The organism is Streptomyces sp. NPDC001157 (assembly GCF_053598255.1).
Genome location: NZ_JBSFJW010000006.1, coordinates 108462 through 125317 on the forward strand (window position 1 = coordinate 108462; position 16856 = coordinate 125317).

At 71.0% G+C, this 16856-nt stretch carries 17 protein-coding genes; 8 read left to right on the forward strand and 9 right to left on the reverse strand.

All coding sequences use genetic code 11. The annotated features are described in order from the left end of the window. Positions 1-125 precede the first annotated feature (125 nt). Together ACWDAG_RS13045 and ACWDAG_RS13050 are read left to right on the forward strand one after the other, a co-directional pair. The gene (locus ACWDAG_RS13045; protein ID WP_450695667.1) at positions 126-1139 is read left to right on the forward strand and encodes a glutathione S-transferase family protein; all 1014 of its coding nucleotides are present in this window, start codon (positions 126-128) and stop codon (positions 1137-1139) included. Positions 1140-1220: 81 nt separating this feature from the next. Beyond that, positions 1221-1466, forward strand: coding sequence for a DUF4235 domain-containing protein (locus tag ACWDAG_RS13050; RefSeq protein WP_450695971.1), 246 nt, complete (start codon positions 1221-1223; stop codon positions 1464-1466). Between the two features lie 157 nt (positions 1467-1623). Here ACWDAG_RS13050 and ACWDAG_RS13055 read toward each other — a convergent pair whose 3' ends face one another. Both ACWDAG_RS13055 and ACWDAG_RS13060 read right to left on the reverse strand, forming a co-directional pair. Continuing rightward, on the reverse strand, positions 1624-2016 hold the full coding sequence (locus ACWDAG_RS13055) for a VOC family protein (RefSeq protein WP_450695668.1): 393 nt from the start codon (positions 2014-2016) through the stop codon (positions 1624-1626). Positions 2017-2095: 79 nt separating this feature from the next. Then, entirely contained in the window at positions 2096-2839 is a 744-nt protein-coding gene (locus ACWDAG_RS13060; protein WP_450695669.1) for a TetR/AcrR family transcriptional regulator, read from the reverse strand. 127 nt (positions 2840-2966) lie between these two features. Between ACWDAG_RS13060 and ACWDAG_RS13065 the strand changes: the two genes are divergently transcribed. The 3 genes from ACWDAG_RS13065 to ACWDAG_RS13075 all read left to right on the forward strand — a co-directional run bounded on the left by ACWDAG_RS13065 (position 2967) and on the right by ACWDAG_RS13075 (position 8276). Then, positions 2967-4469 carry an APC family permease gene (locus ACWDAG_RS13065; RefSeq protein WP_450695670.1) on the forward strand — a complete coding sequence of 501 codons (1503 nt, stop codon included), beginning with the start codon at positions 2967-2969 and terminating at the stop codon, positions 4467-4469. Between the two features lie 19 nt (positions 4470-4488). After that, positions 4489-6123 carry an amidohydrolase gene (locus ACWDAG_RS13070; protein ID WP_450695671.1) on the forward strand — a complete coding sequence of 545 codons (1635 nt, stop codon included), beginning with the start codon at positions 4489-4491 and terminating at the stop codon, positions 6121-6123. A gap of 422 nt (positions 6124-6545) precedes the next feature. Further along, complete coding sequence (locus ACWDAG_RS13075) at positions 6546-8276, forward strand: hypothetical protein (RefSeq protein WP_450695672.1); 1731 nt, start codon at positions 6546-6548, stop codon at positions 8274-8276. A 76-nt stretch (positions 8277-8352) separates the two neighbouring features. Here the strand turns inward: ACWDAG_RS13075 and ACWDAG_RS13080 are convergent, their stop codons facing one another. Genes ACWDAG_RS13080 through ACWDAG_RS13100 form a run of 5 tightly spaced genes read right to left on the reverse strand, consistent with a single transcriptional unit; the run spans position 8353 to position 12724 of the window. Then, complete coding sequence (locus tag ACWDAG_RS13080) at positions 8353-9600, reverse strand: cytochrome P450 (protein ID WP_450695673.1); 1248 nt, start codon at positions 9598-9600, stop codon at positions 8353-8355. Then, positions 9597-10202, reverse strand: a complete 606-nt coding sequence (locus ACWDAG_RS13085; RefSeq protein WP_450695674.1) for a GTP-binding protein — start codon at positions 10200-10202, stop codon at positions 9597-9599. Before ACWDAG_RS13085 ends, ACWDAG_RS13080 begins: the two co-directional genes overlap by 4 nt. Next, positions 10183-10554, reverse strand: coding sequence for a DUF742 domain-containing protein (locus tag ACWDAG_RS13090; RefSeq protein WP_266951094.1), 372 nt, complete (start codon positions 10552-10554; stop codon positions 10183-10185). The genes ACWDAG_RS13085 and ACWDAG_RS13090 overlap by 20 nt, the downstream gene beginning before the upstream one ends. Continuing rightward, positions 10551-10961: a roadblock/LC7 domain-containing protein gene (locus tag ACWDAG_RS13095; RefSeq protein ID WP_099933429.1), complete on the reverse strand. Its 411-nt coding sequence runs from the start codon at positions 10959-10961 to the stop codon at positions 10551-10553. The genes ACWDAG_RS13090 and ACWDAG_RS13095 overlap by 4 nt, the downstream gene beginning before the upstream one ends. Positions 10962-10966: 5 nt before the next feature. Next, positions 10967-12724, reverse strand: a complete 1758-nt coding sequence (locus ACWDAG_RS13100; RefSeq protein WP_450695675.1) for an ATP-binding protein — start codon at positions 12722-12724, stop codon at positions 10967-10969. Between the two features lie 317 nt (positions 12725-13041). Here ACWDAG_RS13100 and ACWDAG_RS13105 point away from each other — a divergent pair, with 317 nt between their 5' ends. Continuing rightward, a complete protein-coding gene (locus ACWDAG_RS13105) occupies positions 13042-14268 on the forward strand; it encodes a PucR family transcriptional regulator (RefSeq protein WP_450695676.1) in 1227 nt (408 codons plus the stop codon). Here the strand turns inward: ACWDAG_RS13105 and ACWDAG_RS13110 are convergent. Next, entirely contained in the window at positions 14246-14722 is a 477-nt protein-coding gene (locus tag ACWDAG_RS13110; protein WP_450695677.1) for an N-acetyltransferase family protein, read from the reverse strand. The two genes, ACWDAG_RS13105 and ACWDAG_RS13110, sit on opposite strands and share 23 nt — an antisense overlap. A gap of 106 nt (positions 14723-14828) precedes the next feature. On the opposite strand from ACWDAG_RS13110, the gene ACWDAG_RS13115 reads away from it, so the two are divergent. Together ACWDAG_RS13115 and ACWDAG_RS13120 are read left to right on the forward strand one after the other, a co-directional pair. Then, positions 14829-15191 carry a DUF1304 domain-containing protein gene (locus ACWDAG_RS13115; protein WP_390668008.1) on the forward strand — a complete coding sequence of 121 codons (363 nt, stop codon included), beginning with the start codon at positions 14829-14831 and terminating at the stop codon, positions 15189-15191. Beyond that, a complete protein-coding gene (locus tag ACWDAG_RS13120) occupies positions 15188-15751 on the forward strand; it encodes a TetR/AcrR family transcriptional regulator (protein WP_450695678.1) in 564 nt (187 codons plus the stop codon). Before ACWDAG_RS13115 ends, ACWDAG_RS13120 begins: the two co-directional genes overlap by 4 nt. A 90-nt stretch (positions 15752-15841) precedes the next feature. Here the strand turns inward: ACWDAG_RS13120 and ACWDAG_RS13125 are convergent, their stop codons facing one another. After that, entirely contained in the window at positions 15842-16801 is a 960-nt protein-coding gene (locus tag ACWDAG_RS13125; protein ID WP_450695679.1) for a GlxA family transcriptional regulator, read from the reverse strand. Positions 16802-16856 lie beyond the last annotated feature (55 nt).

Here is a 16856-nt window from a genome sequence, read left to right on the forward strand (position 1 = left end):
ACACCGGGCGGGCGGATTTCGGGGGAATCGAAGGAATGTGGGGAACCCGGTCAGGAATGAGGGGAACCCGGTCATCGAACAGGGGGAACCGGTCATCGGGGAGACACGCGACGCAGGGAGGAATCATGGGCGGCGGGGGCAACAGCAGCTACGGGCAGACGACGTTCAAACGGTCCAAGAGCCACTTCACGGACCGGATCACGGCGGACGGCCGGGACGGGTGGCCGGTGGAGGCGGGCCGTTACCGGCTGGTGGCCAGCCGTGCCTGTCCGTGGGCCAGCCGGGCGCTGGTCTCGCGTCGGCTGCTCGGCCTTGAGGACGTCCTGTCCCTGGGCGTCGCCGACCCGATCCAGGACGACCGAAGCTGGCGCTTCACCCTGGACCCCGACGGCCGCGACCCGGTCCTCGGCATCCGCTTCCTCAGCGAGGCCTACGACCGCCGGGAGACCGACTACCCGGGCGGCGTGAGCGTGCCCGCGATCGTCGACGTACCCAGCGGGAAGCTGGTCACCAACGACTACCAGCAGCTGACCCTGGACCTCGCCACCGAGTGGCGGGCCCTGCACCGCGACGGGGCTCCCGACCTGTACCCGTACGCCCTGCGGGACGAGATCGACTCCGTGATGGAGGACGTCTACGAGGACGTCAACAACGGTGTGTACCGAGCGGGTTTCGCCACGGACCAGGAGGAGTACGAGGCCGCCTGCGCCGGTGTCTTCCGGCGCCTGGAGCTGCTGACAGGGCGGCTGGCCCGGCAACGCTATCTCGTCGGCGACACGATCACCGAGGCGGACATCCGGCTGTTCACCACCCTGGTCCGTTTCGACGCGGTCTACCACGGCCACTTCAAGTGCAACCGCTTCAAGCTCGCGGAGAACCCGGTCCTGTGGGCGTACGCTCGCGACCTCTACCAGACGCCCGGCTTCGGTGACACCGTCGACTTCGACCACATCAAACGGCACTACTACCAGGTGCACACCGGGATCAACCCGACCCGGATCGTGCCCCTCGGGCCGGACCTGTCCGGCTGGCTGACCCCTCATCACCGCGAGGAACTGGGCGGCCGGCCGTTCGGCGACGGGACGCCGCCGGGGCCCGCCCCGGCGGACGAGGAGATCGCCGCGCCGGGCCGGCCCTGACCGACGAAGGAGACAGACGTGGCGAAGACGAAGAAGAGGAAACTGAAGCTGCCCCTCGCCTACAAGCCCCTGGGCTTCGCCATGGGCTGGGCCAGCGGCGCGATCGCCTCGCTCGCCTTCCGTAAGACATGGATGGCGCTGCGGCACGAGGAGAACGCGCCCGACGCCCTGGACCGCGACCGCGGCTGGGGAGAGATCCTGCTCGCCGCTGCGGTCCAGGGCGCCCTGTTCGCCGTGGTCCGCAGCGCGATCGACCGCACGGGAGCGAAGGCCATCGAGCGCTCGACCGGCGTCTGGCCGGCCACCGACCAGGGCGGCCGGGACTAGGCGCTCCGCGGGCTGTGCGGTGATGTCCGTCGATCGTCTGCGGCGCCGTGGTGGCTGGTCGCGCCCCGCGGCGGAGCCGCACATCGACACAGCCCCGCGCCCTTCAGGGCGCTACAGCACCGAAGCGGACATAGTTGCCCGACCTGCTGAGCCCGGGTCAGCCCTGCTTGGGCGCCGTAGGTGTGACGCGGCGCAGGGTGAAGGAGTGGCCCGCCGGGTCGGCGTAGCCGCGTTCCTCGAAGGGGCCGGACGCGTCCTTCGTGTCCAGGGGGCGTCCGCCGAGTTCGATCACCTTGCGCTCCACCGCGTCCAGGTCCTCCACCATGAAGTCCAGATGGACCTGGAGGGAGTTCTCGGGGCGCGGCCAGCTCGGCGGCGTCGCGTTGACATCGCGGCGGAAGGCCAGCCGGGTGCCGTCGGCGCCCCTGATCTCCACGCGGTTGGCGGTCGCGTCCGTCTCCTCGGCCGCCAGCAGCTCCTTGTAGAACACGGCGAGCTTCTCGGGCTCGAGGCAGTCGAGCACCAGATAGCCCGCTTCCACCAGTGGCATGTCTCCTCCGAACGGTCCGGGGCGCGGGACTTCGTGCCCCGCGGCCCTCTACCTCAACGGATATCCCCGTCCGGCGGATTCAGTCGGCCGCCGGCCGCTCCCCCGCCCCGCGCGGGCGTGCCCGGATCTCCGCCAGCCGCGCGGTCGCCGCGCCCAGGAACAGGTCCAGGGCGGTCGGATAGGAGCTGCGAGGCATCTCGGTCATGAGGTGGCGGGTCGTCGCGGCGATGTGCGGATGTGTGCCGGCGGGCAGCCGTGCGTAGATGGCCCGCCACACGGACGACTCCGCATCCTGGGCGGCCTTCGGCAGCGCCGCGCTCGCCGAGTCGAGAGCGCCGAAGGCGAGGGCCTGATCGACGAAGGCGTGATAGATCCGCACCGCCTCGCCGTCGGGGAAGCCGGCATCGCGCAGCACGCCGATGATGGTCTCGACGGCCTGGATCTCGTGCGCCCGCCCGGTCACCCGGTACGAGCTCAGGACGGCCGCCCGCGGGTGGGCCAGGGCACCCGCGTGCATGCGCAGGCCGAGGTCGCGCAGGTCGGCGCGCCAGTCGCCGGTGGGCCGCCAACTGCGCAGGGTACGGCCGATGAGCTCGTCGGCGATGGCGAGCATCAGGTCGTCGGTGTGCCGGAAGTAGCGGTACAGCGAGCTCGGGTCGGCGCCGAGGGCACGGCCGAGGCGGCGGACGGACAGAGCCTCCGCACCGTGTTCCTCGATCAGCCTGAGGGCCGTGGCGACGATCAGTTCCTCGGAGAGGACGACACCCTGCTTGGTGGGCCGTCTGCGCTGCCGCGCGGTGGGCGGGACGACGCGCTCGCTCATGGACTGCCTCCCTGGAGCCGGTGCACCGCACCTTATGACAACATCGTTGACCTGTTAAGGCCCCGGACAGTTTCATGTGCGTTCACCGGGGCCGACCAGGCCCCCCGGTGCGAGCGGAGACCCAGTCATGTCCGACCTCCCCTTCGGTGCAGACCCACCTGCGCGGCCCGCGTTGCGCAAGTCCCTCGGCGTGCTCGACGGCATCGCCATCGCGGCGTCCAGCACGGCCGCCACCACCAGCATCGGCATCGGCCTGGGCGTCACGGCCGGCGTGGTGGGCCTGCATCTCCCGGCGATCATGCTGCTGGCGTTCCTGCCGGTCCTCGGCATCGCGGGTGCCTTCTCCCGGCTGAACCGGGTGGAGCCGAACGCGGGCAACGGCTATGTCTGGGTGGGCCGTTCGCTCAGCCCGTGGCTGGGCTTCATGGTCGGCTGGGTGAACATCGTGGCGACGCTGGCGTTCCTCGCGTACACCACCGCGGTGACCGGATCGGCGCTGATCCAGCTCGCCGGGGTGGCCGGGCTGCACCGGCTTGCCGGGCTCCCCCTGGACCCGGGTTCGACGGTGCAGACGACCGCGGTCGGCATCGTGGTCCTGGTCGCGGTCACCCTCACCGCCGTCACCGGCATCCGTACCGCGGCGCGGCTGCAGACCGGGCTGCTGGTCTTCGAGTACGTCGTCCTGCTCGGGTTCTGCGGATACGGCATCGTCCACGGGCCGCACGCCTTCAGCCTGAGCTGGTTCGACCCGTTCGCCATCCCGTCGGCGTCGGCGCTCGCCCAGGGACTGCTGCTGTCGGTGTTCTGCTACTGGGGCTTCGAGGCCGCGTTCAGCGTCAACGAGGAGGTGCGCGACCCGCGCGACGCCTCCCGTGCCGGGATCATCACCCTGGTCACCATGCTGACACTCTTCCTGATCGGCTCGGTCGCCTTCCAACGGGTGCTGTCCGAGCCCGAGTTGGCCGGACATGGCGCCCAGGGGCTGGCGTTCTTCGGGGACCGGCTGGCCTCCCAGCCGCTGGCCGCGCTGCCCTTGGTGGCGCTGATGTTCTCGGCGGTCGCCTCGCTGCAGGCCGGTGTGATTCCGACGGCCCGGGCGATGTTCGCGATGAGCAGGGACCATACCCTCGGGCCGGTGTGGTCCAAGGTCAGCTCCCGGTACGGGACTCCGGCCTCCGGGACGCTCCTGATCGGCGCGCTGGCGACGGCGATCGCGGCCCTCGCGCTGGTCATTCCGCGGCTCTCGGACATGATCATGGCGACGGTGAGCGCCGTGGGCATCGTGGTCGCCCTGTCGTACGCGCTCACGGCCCTCGCCGCGGCCGCACGCTTCCGCTCGCTGCTGCGCGAGGACTGGCGCCAGGGCGTACGGGCGGTCGTGCTACCCGCGCTGAGCGCCGTGGCACTGCTCGGACTCGGCGGCTATCTCGGCTGGTCCTTCTACTCCTCCACGGACCATCTCGAACTCCGCGCGGACAACGGCTGGTTCCTGCTCCTCACTCCCCTGGCGATGATCACCTCGGGCTTCGTGGCCGCCGCGTGGGCCAAGTGGGTGCGCCGGTCGCCGTACTTCCGCACGGGAGCCGGCACGGACGCCGACGCGCCGCAGCTGCTCGCCACCTCCAACTGACCCCCACCAGGAACGGAACATGCACGCAGATCTCCTCTTCACCGGCGGCCCGGTCCTCACCCCCGAGGGCCGCACCGCCACCGCCGTGGCCGTCACCGGCGACCGCATCACCGCCGTCGGGAACGACGAGGTCCACGACCTCGCCGGGCCGCGGACCGAGGTGGTCGACCTGGCCGGGCGGTTGCTGCTGCCGGGCTTCCAGGACGCGCACATCCATCCGATCCCGGCGGGGCTGGAACTGAGCCAGTGCGATCTGACCGGGGCACGGACGGCGCACGAGACGCTCGCCGCGGTCCGCGCGTACGCCGACGCACACCCCGAGCGGGAGTGGATCCTCGGCGGCGGCTGGTCCATGGAGGCCTTCGAGGGCGGTACGCCGACGAAGGAGCTCCTGGATGCCCTCGTCCCCGACCGGCCCGTCTACCTGCCCAACCGTGACCATCACGGCGCCTGGGTCAACAGCCGTGCCCTCCAACTGGCGGGCATCGGCCGCGACACTCCGGACCCGGCCGACGGGCGGATCGAGCGGGACGCGGCGGGCGAGCCGAGCGGCACCCTGCAGGAGGGGGCGATGCAGCTCGTGGGGCGGCTCACTCCCCCGGCCACCGCGGCCGACCGGCTGGCGGCGCTGCTGCACGCGCAGCGCCATCTGCATGCGCTCGGCATCACGGCCTGGCAGGACGCGCTGGTCGGGAACTTCCTCGGCATGGAAGACCCCTCGGGGGCGTATGTGGCGGCGGCGCGGGACGGTTCGCTGACCGCCCGGGTGGTGGGTGCGCTGTGGTGGGACCGTGAGCGGGGGGCCGAGCAGATCCCCGAACTCGTCGAGAAACGGGCCGAGTTGAGCCAGGGACGGTTCCGGGCCGGCTCCGTGAAGCTGATGCTGGACGGGGTCGCCGAGAACGGCACGGCCGCGCTGCTCGATCCCTATCTGGACAAGTGCGGCTGCGCCACCGCCAATCGCGGCAAGAGCTTCATCGACCGGGGTCAACTCCCCAAGTACGTGACCGAGTTGGATGCCCTCGGCTTCCAGTGCCACTTCCACGCGCTGGGCGACCGGGCCGTACGCGACGCCCTGGACGCCGTCGAGGCGGCGCGCTCCGCGAACGGGCCGAGCGACACCCGGCCGCATCTGGCACACCTTCAGGTCGTGCACCCCGACGACGTGGCGCGCTTCGCCCGGCTCGACGCGACGGCGAACATCCAGCCGCTCTGGGCGGCGCACGAACCGCAGATGGACGAGCTGACCATTCCCTTCCTCGGGGCCGAACGGGCCGCGTGGCAGTACCCGTTCGGTGCGCTGCTGCGCTCCGGGGCCCGGCTCGCGGCGGGCAGCGACTGGCCGGTCAGCAGCCCCGACCCGCTGCAGGGGATCCATGTCGCTGTCAACCGCGTGACGCCCGACGGCGACGACGCCCCGGTGTTCCTGCCGGGCGAACGCATCGGCCTCGCCGAGGCGTTGGCCGCGTACACCGCGGGATCGGCCCATGTGAACCATCTCGACGACACCGGCCGGATCCAGGCCGGTGCGCTCGCCGATCTGGTGGTCCTGGACCGCGACCCGTTCGACGGGCCGACCGAGGCGATCGCGCAGACGGGTGTGGCGCTGACCTATGTGGGAGGGGAGGCAGTGTACGCAGCTCATGAGGCGTAAGCAGTAACGCACATCACGGTGAGGTCACGCGTAGATCATTTAGGCTCTGGGCAGCCTCGTATCGCTTCTCGGTTCAACTTTCGGCCATAGAAGCTGAGTTCGAAGGCGCGGGTGGCCATGTCGGCCACCCGTTCGCAGGGCCGGGGGGACTCTGCATCGCCGTCTCCCGGAAGGAAGCGCATGCCTCAGGACGTCACGTTCGACCTCCCCTTCGAAACTCCCATCAGCAGACATCACGGGGTCCTCCGGACTTCCCCGAGCTGCGGCGCGCCCCAGATCCGGTGGCTGCGCCTCGCCTGACCGACCGCATGGGCGGCCGGTCGGGCCGCCGCGGAAGGCACAGAAAACTCTCGGACACGAACGGCCCACCACCACGGCCGATCGATTCATTTGTCATGTCCACAGCTTGATGGGAGACCGGTGTGAAATCCCGAGTCGCAGGTACTGTTCCGCAGGCGTCCGCCGACAGTTTGATCCCGGCGCAGCCAAGCGCACAATTCCAGCCCACGGAGGCGGCGAACGCCCTGGCCCGCCTCTTGGAGAAGCGCATCAAGGGGAGCACAGAGGAGTACCGCAGGAGCCGGAACGCCGCTCAGCAGCGGCTGGAAGACCTCGGCTCCCCGCACTCCAGTACCACGCTGCAAGTGGCGGGAGCGATCCATCTGGCGCGGCCCGCGTTCCTCCCGCCCGACGAGGAGGGCCACGCCAGGTTGCGGCACCTCGACGCCGCCCTGCGCGTGATCGAAGCAGCCTTCCCCCAGGTCGCCACCGACATAGAGATATGCCGGCTGACCTGCACGATGCTGGAAGGGGCCTGGAGGAGCCGGGCACTCACCCCGCCGCGCGAGGAGGAGCCGGCCACCGACTGCGCCTGCCCGTTGTGCCGGCGGCTGCCCACGCCCCCCGCACGCACGCTGGACGACTACCGCTGGCGGCAGAGCGCCGGTCGTCCCCTCACCGTCAAGACCTGGCCGAACCGCCGGGAACTCGACAGCGTGCTGACCGGTGGATGGTCCTGGACCCGGCAGATGAACGACCTCGAACGGGACCTCGGTCACCGCCACCGCTTCGAGGACGACATCCTCGTCTTCCACGAGTACAAGCGCGTGATCGACACCATCGACACGACGCGCCTGACCCAACACGTCGAAGAGCGGCTGGCCGAGAATTTCAGCACCAACAGCGCACGGGCCCTGGTATCCGGACTCTTCGCCGCCCACAAGCGATCCGTCGACGAGTACTGGCTCCAGCAGCACCACGCGGGCAATGTCACGCTCCCCCAGGCCAACCCGCTGAGCCAGTCCACCTACTCGGCCCTGCAGATGCTGGACTGCCTGTTCTGGCACGTCGCACCCGACACCGAACTCTGGCAGGAGGAGAACCTCGCCTCCCTGCTGCTGTGCCGCGTCATCGACGACATGGCCGACGTACGAGCCGACGCCCTCACCGGCGAGATCAGCAACTTCTGGCTCGCCGACATGCCCACCCACACCAAGGCCCTCTACGCCGCCTGCGCCATAGCCATCGTCAAGTACGGCTGCACGCCCGAGGCGCACGACCCGATGTGGAACACCTGGCTGATGACCACCACCGTCGTCTGGATGGGACTCACGGGCCGTCACGCCCTGTGGTTCGACGGCATCACCCAGGGCCTCCCCCCGGCCGAGGACTGCCCGCTGTGCGACCTGCAGCCCAACCCGTGCACCGGCATCCTCACCGACGGCACCACCCTCACCATCGCCCCGCGGCCCACCGCGCCGGCACTGAGCCCCCGGATCGCCGAGCTGTCCGCACGCTGCCGAGCCCAATCCCCCCAGGCCTGGCCCCTCTTCGACGCCGAGCTCCATGCCTTCGAGGCACTGCACGGCCCCTGGTACGGCAACATCGACACCGCATGGGAGATCTTGCGCCGCACCTACATCGCCGCCGTCGAGGCATCCGGCGCCGAGCCCTCCCCGGACCGCGCCCGGCAGGTCCAGCAGGACTCCGGCGTGGTCGGATCCGAGCAGTTCCACACCCTGCACGACCCTCGAACCGGGAGGGAGGACACCGCACTGCTCGCCTACATGTTCGGCGCCGCCCACCCGCACTTCCTCTGGAACGCCACGGGATACCGGCCCACGGCCGTCGAAGGCGACTGGCTCGACGGCTGACGCCTCGGTCCTGCTGCGGAAGCCGTGTGAGGAGACGGCGCTGCCCGGCCGGGGGTCCGGCCGGGCAGCGGGGGTGTCAGACGGAGAACTCGACCGGGAGGCTGTCCAGCCGGGACTCCCAGGTGGAGGCGGTCGAGGAGAGCTCCTCCGACGGCACGGCCAGCCGCAGGCCCGGCAGCCGGTGCAGCAGGACGTCCACGCCGATCTCGATGATGGACTGGCCGATGTTCTGCCCCGGGCACTCGTGCGGTCCGGAGCTGAACGCCAGGTGCGACTGGTTGCCCTGGACGGCGACGGCCGAGTCGGGCCGTACCTCCGGGTCGAGGTTGCCGGCGGCCAGGCCCATGACCAGCAGTTCTCCCTCCTGGATGTGATGGCCTCCGAGCTCCAGGTCGGCAGCCGCGAACCGGCCCGGCAGCACGGCCAGCGGCGGCGTGTCCCACATGACCTCCTCCACCACCGAGGAGATGTTCAGCTGCCCGCTGACCAGCCCGGACAGCCGGCCGGCGTCGGTGAGGACCAGTTGCAGGACCCGGGCCAGCAGATTGCTGGTGGTGGTGTGCGCGGCGATCAGCACCAGGCGCAGATGGCTGACGACCTCGTCGTGGTCGAGGCCGGCCGGGTGCTCAAGGAGGGCCGTGGTGAAGTCGGAGCCCGGCTCGGCCCGCTTGCGCTCGGCCAGTTCGGAGAGGATCTGCATGATCCGGCCGTTGTGCTCGAGGGCCCCCTCGCCGCCCTTGAAGACCTGGGCGCACGACTCGACCAGGCGTAGCGCGTCCGCGGCGGGCAGGCCGAGGATCCGGGTGATCACGAGCATCGGCAGGTACTCGGCGTAGTCGGCCACCAGGTCGGCGCGCCCGGTGTCGGCGAACGCGTCGATCTGCTTGTTCGCGAAGTACGTGGCGTGTCGCCGCACTCCGCGGCTGGAGGCCGCGAGCAGCCCGTCGGTGACCGCGCCCCGCAGCCGGCGGTGCGGTTCGCCGTCCTGGGAGACACAGTCGGGCCGCCAGCCGACCATCGGGATCAGGGGATGCGTCTCGGGGATGCGCCCCTCGCGCCAGTCCCGCCAGATCCGCGCGTCCCGGCTGAACTGGCGCGGGTTGTCCAGCACCCGCCGGTTGTCGCGGTAGCCGAGGACCAGCCAGGCGGGGACGTCGCCCTCCAGCAGTACCGGCGCCACCGAGCCGTGCTCCTTGCGCAGCCGCTCGTAGATGCCGTACGGGTCGGTCGACGCCTCCGGCCCGAACAGCCGGGTGAGGTCGGCCCCGTGTGCGACGGGGCACCCGCTCGGGGTGTCGGGATCGTTTAAGGGCTGGGCGTTCATCGGGACTCCATTGCGACGGCGGAGCGGGCCTTCAGATGCTGGATCAGCGTGACAAGCACGTCTCTGCTGGAGGCACGGTCGCGGGCGTCGCAGGCCACGACCGGGATGTGGTCGGCGATGTCCAGGGCGTCGCGGATCTCCTCCACCGGATACTCCTTGGAGTCGGGGAAGACGTTCAGCGCGACGACGAACGGGACGTCCTGCCGCTCCATCTCCTCGATGGCCCGGAAGCTGGAGGCCAGGCGCCGCGTGTCGACCAGGACCACCGCGCCGAGCGCGCCCTTGAACAGGCCGTTCCACAGGAACCAGAAGCGCTCCTGGCCGGGGGTGCCGAACAGGTACAGCATCAGGCTGTCGTTGAGGCTGATCTTTCCGAAGTCCAGGCTGACGGTGGTCTCCGTCTTGTCGGCGACGCCGATGAGGTGGTCGACGTCGGCGCTTGCCTGGGTGAGCGTCTCCTCGGTGGTCAACGGCTTGATGTCGCTGACCGAGCGGACCATGGTGGTCTTCCCGGTGCCGAAGCCGCCGGCGATCATCACCTTCACCGAGCGGGTGCCGCCGGCTGCCGGGCGGCCCGGATGGTCAAAGCCGTTCAAGTCCACTGAGTACCTCCTCAAGGAGCGCGAGGTCGGGCCCGCGACCGGCGCCGTGCGCCGGGATGGGGTCACGGGCTTCGACGCGGCCTGCCTCGAGCAGATCCGCCAGCAGCACCGCAAGAATGTTGAAGGGCAGTCCCAGGTGGGCGCCGAGTTCAGCCACGGACAGCGGATCGCGGCAGCGCCGGAGGATGTCCTCGTGCTCGTGCTGCATACCCGGTGCGGGGGCGGCCAGGGAGACGATGAGGGTCGCCACGTCGAGACTCGACGCCGAACCGCCCGGTCCGCTGCGCCCCCCGGTGAGGACGTAGTAGCGCTCGAGACCGGACGGGTCCGTGGGCCTGCGGGGAGCACTCATCCAGAGTGCTCCTCCAGGCGCGGAGTGGTGCCGAGGAGCTCGCCCATCCTCCGGGCCAGGTCCCTCATCTGGTGTCCGAGCAGCCCCTGGTCGAGGCCTTCGCGGGCCAGGACCCCGAGATACGTCTCCACACCGGCCCGTACGACGAAGAGGTGCCCGCCATCGACCTCGATCATCGCCAGCCGCAGCTGCCCCGCGTACCTGGGGAACTGCTCGGCGACCGGCTGGGCCAGCGCCTGCAGGCCGGCCACCACGGCCGCGAACCGGTCCACGTCGTCGGGGTCTTCGGCGCCAAAGGAGGTGATGGCCTTGCCGTCGCTGGAGGCCACGAGGGCGAAGCGGATCTCCGGGATGGACTCCACCAGATCGCGGAGCGCCCAGCTCACGTCGGTTCCCTGTTGCGTCATGTGGACTAGTCGCTCTCTTCAGTGCGGTGCTCGGTGGACGGGCGGCCGAGGGGCCCCGTGTCCTCCGTGGTGGACTCCTCGCCGGCCTCGCGGCCGGCGGTGGCAAAGGCAGCCAGGCCGGTGAACGAGGCGTCCGGCGGGACGACGGAGACCGCGGTCTCCTCCGTCCGCTCGGTGCGCTCGGCCGGCTGGTGCCGCGCCGTGGCCTCTGCCTCGTGCCGCTTGCTGCGGCGCCGGGGCAGTCCGCCGGGAGTGGTGTCCACCGCCTCGGAAGGCTCGGCCACCGGCTGGGCGGACGACGCCGCCGACACCGACGCGGCCACCGCGGGCTGGGCCGCCGGGCTCGACGCAGCGGTTGCCGCACCGGTCGTGGCAGTGGTCGCAGCAGCCGCGGGAAGCGGGCTGAAGTACTTGTGCGGAACCACGACCACCACCGAAGTACCGAGCCAGGGCGAGTCCGCGAAGGTGACGCGGATGCCGTAGCGGCGAGCGAGGGCGCCCACGACGCGCAGACCGATGTTGGCGTCCTCGGAGATTCCGCCGATGCCGGGTCCGGCCGCGATGCCGGTGAGGGCCTCCTCGGCCTCGCGCTTCTTCTCCTGGTTCAGGCCCTTGCCGGAGTCCTGGATCTCGATGCCGACACCGTTGGGCACCTCCTTGCCCGAGACGAGCACGGGCTCGCTGGGCGGCGAGTAGCGGGCAGCGTTGTCCAGCAGCTGGGCGAAGATCAGCGTGAGGTGGTCCACCAGGCCGCCGTCGACGCCGAGTTCGGGCAGATGACGGACCTCGACGCGGTGGAAGTCCTTGATCCGGCCGATACCGCCGCGCACCACGCTGAGCAGGCGCTGCGGCTCCTGCCACTGCCGGCCCGGCCGGTCCGAGCCGCCGAGCACGCCGATGCTCGCGGCGAGCGAGTCGGCGGGGCCGAGTTCCTGGTCGAGTTGCATCAGACCGCGGGCGACGGCCGGCAGCCGGCCGTGCTCACCCTGCATCTCGTGCAGCCGACCACGGAGCTTGCTGGTCAGCACATGAATGCGGTTGCCGATGCTGATCACGGCCTGCTCGGCGGTGGTGGAGCGGTTGAACTCCTCCTCGACGCCGATCAGGGCGGTGCGCAGCACCTTGCGCAGTTCGGCCTGGAGATCGGCGCTGACCTTGGCGCACTGGCCCGGCTCGGGCAGCAGGTCGTCGATGGCGTCACCGGCCCGCAGCCGCTTCAGCGCGTCGGGCAGCTGCTCGTTCGCGAGCCGGGCCACCGCGTCGTGCTGGTGGGCGAGCTGCTCCCGCCAGACCTCGGCCTGGTCGGCGAGCTGGGCCTCGTAGGACTTGGCCTGGTCGGCGAGGCGTCCCTCGAATGCCCGTGTCTGTTCGGTGAGTTGCGCCTCGTACGTCGAGCTCTGCTCCGCCAGCCGCGCCTCGTAGGCGCCGGACTGGTCGTTCAGCTGGGCCTCCAGCAGGCCGCGCTCGGCGGCGTACTTCCGCTCCAGGCCCGCGACATGCTGCTGCCACTGCTGCGAGTGCTCGGCCTGCGTGGCGCGGAAGGAGCCCTCGGTGGCGCTCAGCTGCGTGCGGGTGCGGATCAGCAGCCGGACGCACACGGCGCTCGCGGCAGTGGCCGCGACGCCCGCGACACCGGCGGCTATTCGCTCGGAGCTCATGAACGTGGCGGCAACCGTCCCGCCTCCTAAGGCCAGCGGCATCAACCACCAGCTGTACCAGGCGACAGGGGCCCGCGCCGCCGGCGGCGGAGTGGCGAGTTCCATCTGCATCCTTACAAGCAACACGAACGAACGGGGGGGTGTGCCAGGGGGGAGCGCACTGATGCATACGCACCACGGGATGACCGATCGCGATCGAGTCAACTCGCAGCGCCGCACAGGAGCTTATCGGGTTTGAACACGAAAGGATCAACCTCGAACAGCCGGTGGAAGTGAGGGTTCCGTCACTCTCAGGCAGCGGCCCACACATCGACAAATCCCTTTGTGGACCTGCGAACTTGTCAGGTGATGACAATTCACATGCCCATGCCTGTCCGCCGTTGATAAGCCCTGACGGATTACTGACGGGTATCGTCGCGGCCGTGCCGAAGAGAGCCGCTGTGCCGGTGGAGGAGCCGCGCGGTCCGTTCAACGCGTTGCCGACGGGCCTGCACCACCACCTCAGACCGTTCTTCGCCGACATCACGGAGGAGGTCGTACGGGCGATCAGAACCGAGATCCCCGAGTACGCGCGCCCCGCCGACGACACGTACATGCAGGGTGTGCACCGCGGCGTGGACCATGCGCTGCAGGGCTTCCTGGAGCGGATGGCGCAGCCGGACACGGACTGGGAGCCGGTGAAGGCGACGTATCAGCGCATCGGCCGCGGGGAGGCGGAGGAGGGGCGCAGTCTCGACTCGTTCCAGTCGGCGCTGCGGCTGGGTGCGCGGGTGACATGGCGGCGGGTGAACGCGCTGGTCGACGCGGATCTGCTGCCGCGCAATGTGCTGGCGGCCTTCGGCGAGGCGCTGTTCCTGCACCTGGACGAGATGGCGGCCGCGACGACCGCGGGCTACACGGAGGCGCGGCTGCACGCGGCCGGCGAGTTGCAGCAGCGGCGTACCCGGCTGCTCGACCTGCTCACCGCCGATCCGCCGGCCTCCGCGGAGGCCATCGCGGACCTCGCACACAGCGCACGCTGGCCGGTGCCGCGCGCGCTCGCGGTGGTGGCGATCGACCACAGCCCGCAGACGGGCGCCCAGCCGATCGTGGCGCCTGAGTTCCTCGCCCGCTTCGACGTCCAGCCCGCCGTGCTGCTCGTGCCGGATCCGGAGGGCCCCGGCCGGGCGCGGGCGGTGGCCGGGGCGCTGCACGGACGGCGGGCCGCGATGGGCCCGACGGTGGCCCTGCAGGAGGGGGCGCGGTCGCTGCGCTGGGCTTCCGAGGCGCTGGACCTGGTGCGGCGGGGCGTCCTCGCGGACACCGAAATGGTGCGCTGCCAGGACCACTTGGCCACACTGCTGCTCCTGCGCGACGACGCTCTCATCGACGCCATGACCGAGCACCGGCTGCGCCCGCTGGAGCAGGTGCGGCCGCCGCAGCGCGAGCGCCTGGCGGAGACCCTGCTCAGTTGGCTGCAGTGCGGCCACAACGCCAGCGAGGTCGCCGTCCGGCTGGCCGTGCACCCTCAGACGGTGCGCTACCGCATGCGCCAGCTGGACGAGCTGTTTCGCTCCCGACTGCACGACCCGGCGGCCCAGTTCGAGATGCAGCTGGCCCTGCGCGCCCTGGAGCTGCGCCGTGGCGCTACAGGGGCTGGCGCAGGGTGACCGTCATGGCGGTGAAGCCGCTGCGCTCGTAGAACCGGATGGCGTCCGCGTTCGCCGCGTAGGCGGTCACCTCGGCGTGCTCGGCTCCCTGCCGCCGGGCCCAGTCCAGGAACTCCTCCACCAGCCGGTCTCCGGCTCGGGCGCGCCGATGCTCGGGGCGGACGTAGATGCTGACCAGGGTCGCGGAAGTGACGGTCCGCATCGCCGTGGGCCCGGTGACGGATCCCATCAGGTGTCCGACGACCTGTCCGTCGTGCTCCACCGCGAGGACGAGTCGCGCCGGGTCCTCGAGCGCCGCGGCGAACGACTGCGCGCCTTGCTCGCGCGGCCAGTCGACGTTCACGCTGCCGTCCCGCGTACCGCCGTCCTCGGCGAACAACCCGGCGCTGGAGGCGACGAGGCCCGGTATGTCCTCGGCGCGGGCCCGTCGCACGATCACCTGTCGATCAGTCATGCGCGCAGGCTATCGGCGGGCACTGACAGTGACACTTCCTGGACACCTGTCCTGCTATATTGGACACCTGTCCAGGAAATCGAAACGAGAATGACGGAGCCCTGCAATGGAGACGGTCGCGAACGTACTGGTCGGTCTGGTGGCCGCCCTGCATGCCTACATCCTGGTGATGGAGATGTTCCTGTGGCAGAAGAAGCCCGGGCGGGCGCTGCACGGGTTCGACCGGGAGATGGCGCGGGCGACCGCGCCGATGGCCGCCAACCAGGGCCTCTACAACGGCTTTCTCGCGGCCGGCCTGGTCTGGGGCCTGATCGCGGCGGACCCGACCGGCTTCCGCGCCCAGGTGTTCTTCCTGTGCTGCGTCGTCATCGCCGGGGTCTACGGCGCCGTGACGGCCAACCGCCGCATTCTGTTCGCGCAGGCACTGCCCGGCGCGCTCGCCCTGGCCGCCGTCCTGATCGCGCAGTGACCCGCCGCGCGCCCCATGACCCGCGGGCCGCGCGCACCCGGGCGCGGCTGCGGGAGGCGCTGCTGGCGGAGTGCGCCGAGCGGCCCCTGGCAGAGGTGGGGGTGGCGGCGCTGGTGCGGCGGGCCGGGGTCGGACGGGCCACCTTCTACGTCCACTACGACGGTTTGGAGGCGCTGGCGGTCGACGCCTGTGCGGATGTCGTCCGCGAGGCCGTGGAGGCGCTGCACTCGTGGCAGGGCCGCCCGGACCCGGTGCACGCGCCGCCCGCGCTGGCCGAGTTCTTCGCCTCGCTCTCCCCGCACGCCGGCCTGTACCGCGAGTTGCTGGCCCCGGGCGGCGGCGGCCCCCTCGGCCGGGTGCTGCACCGGGACCTGCGCGCCTACAGCCTCCGCGAGCGGGAACGAGCGGGCGCCGCGGACGCACCACTGGTCGCATCGGCCGTGGCCGCCACCTTCGCGGGCGTGCTGGCCGACTGGCTGCACGGCCTGCTCGACGCCGACGCGGCCCAAATCGCCGACGAGGTCTGGCAGTTGCTGGTAGCCCTGCACGCGAGCCGGTGACGACGGCTCACGAGCGGCCCATGCCCGGAGGACTCCGTGGGGTTCTCGGCTCGGAGGCACTGACGGGGAACGTCTGCGGAACGCTCGCGTCTAGCGGGCGGCCGTCTGGAAGGTGCGCCGGTACGCCTGGGGAGAGACGCCGATCGCCGCGTGCAGGTGCTGGCGCAGGGAGGCGCCCGTCGCGAAGCCGACGTGGCCCGCGATCTGGTCGACCGACAGGTCGCTGGACTCCAGCAGATGCCGGGCGCGGGCGATGCGCTGCTGGACGATCCAGCGGCCGGGGCTGAGGCCCACCTCCTCGTTGAAGCGGCGGGCGAAGGTGCGCCGGCTCATCCGGGCGTGGGCGGCGAGGTCGGACAGGGTGAGCGGCTCGTCGAGGCGTTCGAGGATCCAGGCGCGGGTCGCGGCGGTGCTCGCGGCCCCGCTCTCCGGGACCGGCTGCTCGATGTACTGGGCCTGACCGCCGTCCCGGAACGGCGGGACCACGCAGCAGCGGGCGACGAAGTTCGCCAGCTCACTCCCGTGGTCCTTGCGCACCACGTGCAGACAGGCGTCGACGCCGGAGGCGGCTCCGGCCGAGGTGAGAATGCGCCCGGAATCGACGAAGAGTACGTCCGGGTCGAGCTCGACGTGCGGGTACAACTGCCGGAACCGCTCCGCGAGATGCCAGTGCGTGGTGGCCTTGCGCCCGTCCAGCAGTCCCGCCGCGGCGAGCACGAATGCCGCGGTGCAGATGGAGACGATGCGGGCGTCCGGGCGGATCAGGGCGAGCGCGGCGGCGACCTCGGCGGGCAGCTCGGTGGGAATGCGCGAGGTGGCCATGGAGGCGACCACCACCGTGTCGGCCGTGGCCAGGATCTCGGGGCCGTGCTCCACACCGATGGTGAAGTCGGCGCAGGAGCGCACCGGTTGGCCGTCGACGCTGCAGGTCAGCACCTCGTAGCGGCCGCCGGCGGCGCCGAAGATCCGGCTGGGGATACCCAGCTCGAAGGGGTACACGCCGTCCAGGGCCAGCACCACGACCCGCTCCACCTGCCGCTCACCAGTCATGGCACGATCTTATCGAAGGTTGGCAATCGTGCCATTTTCTTGTCGGGCGGGCCCC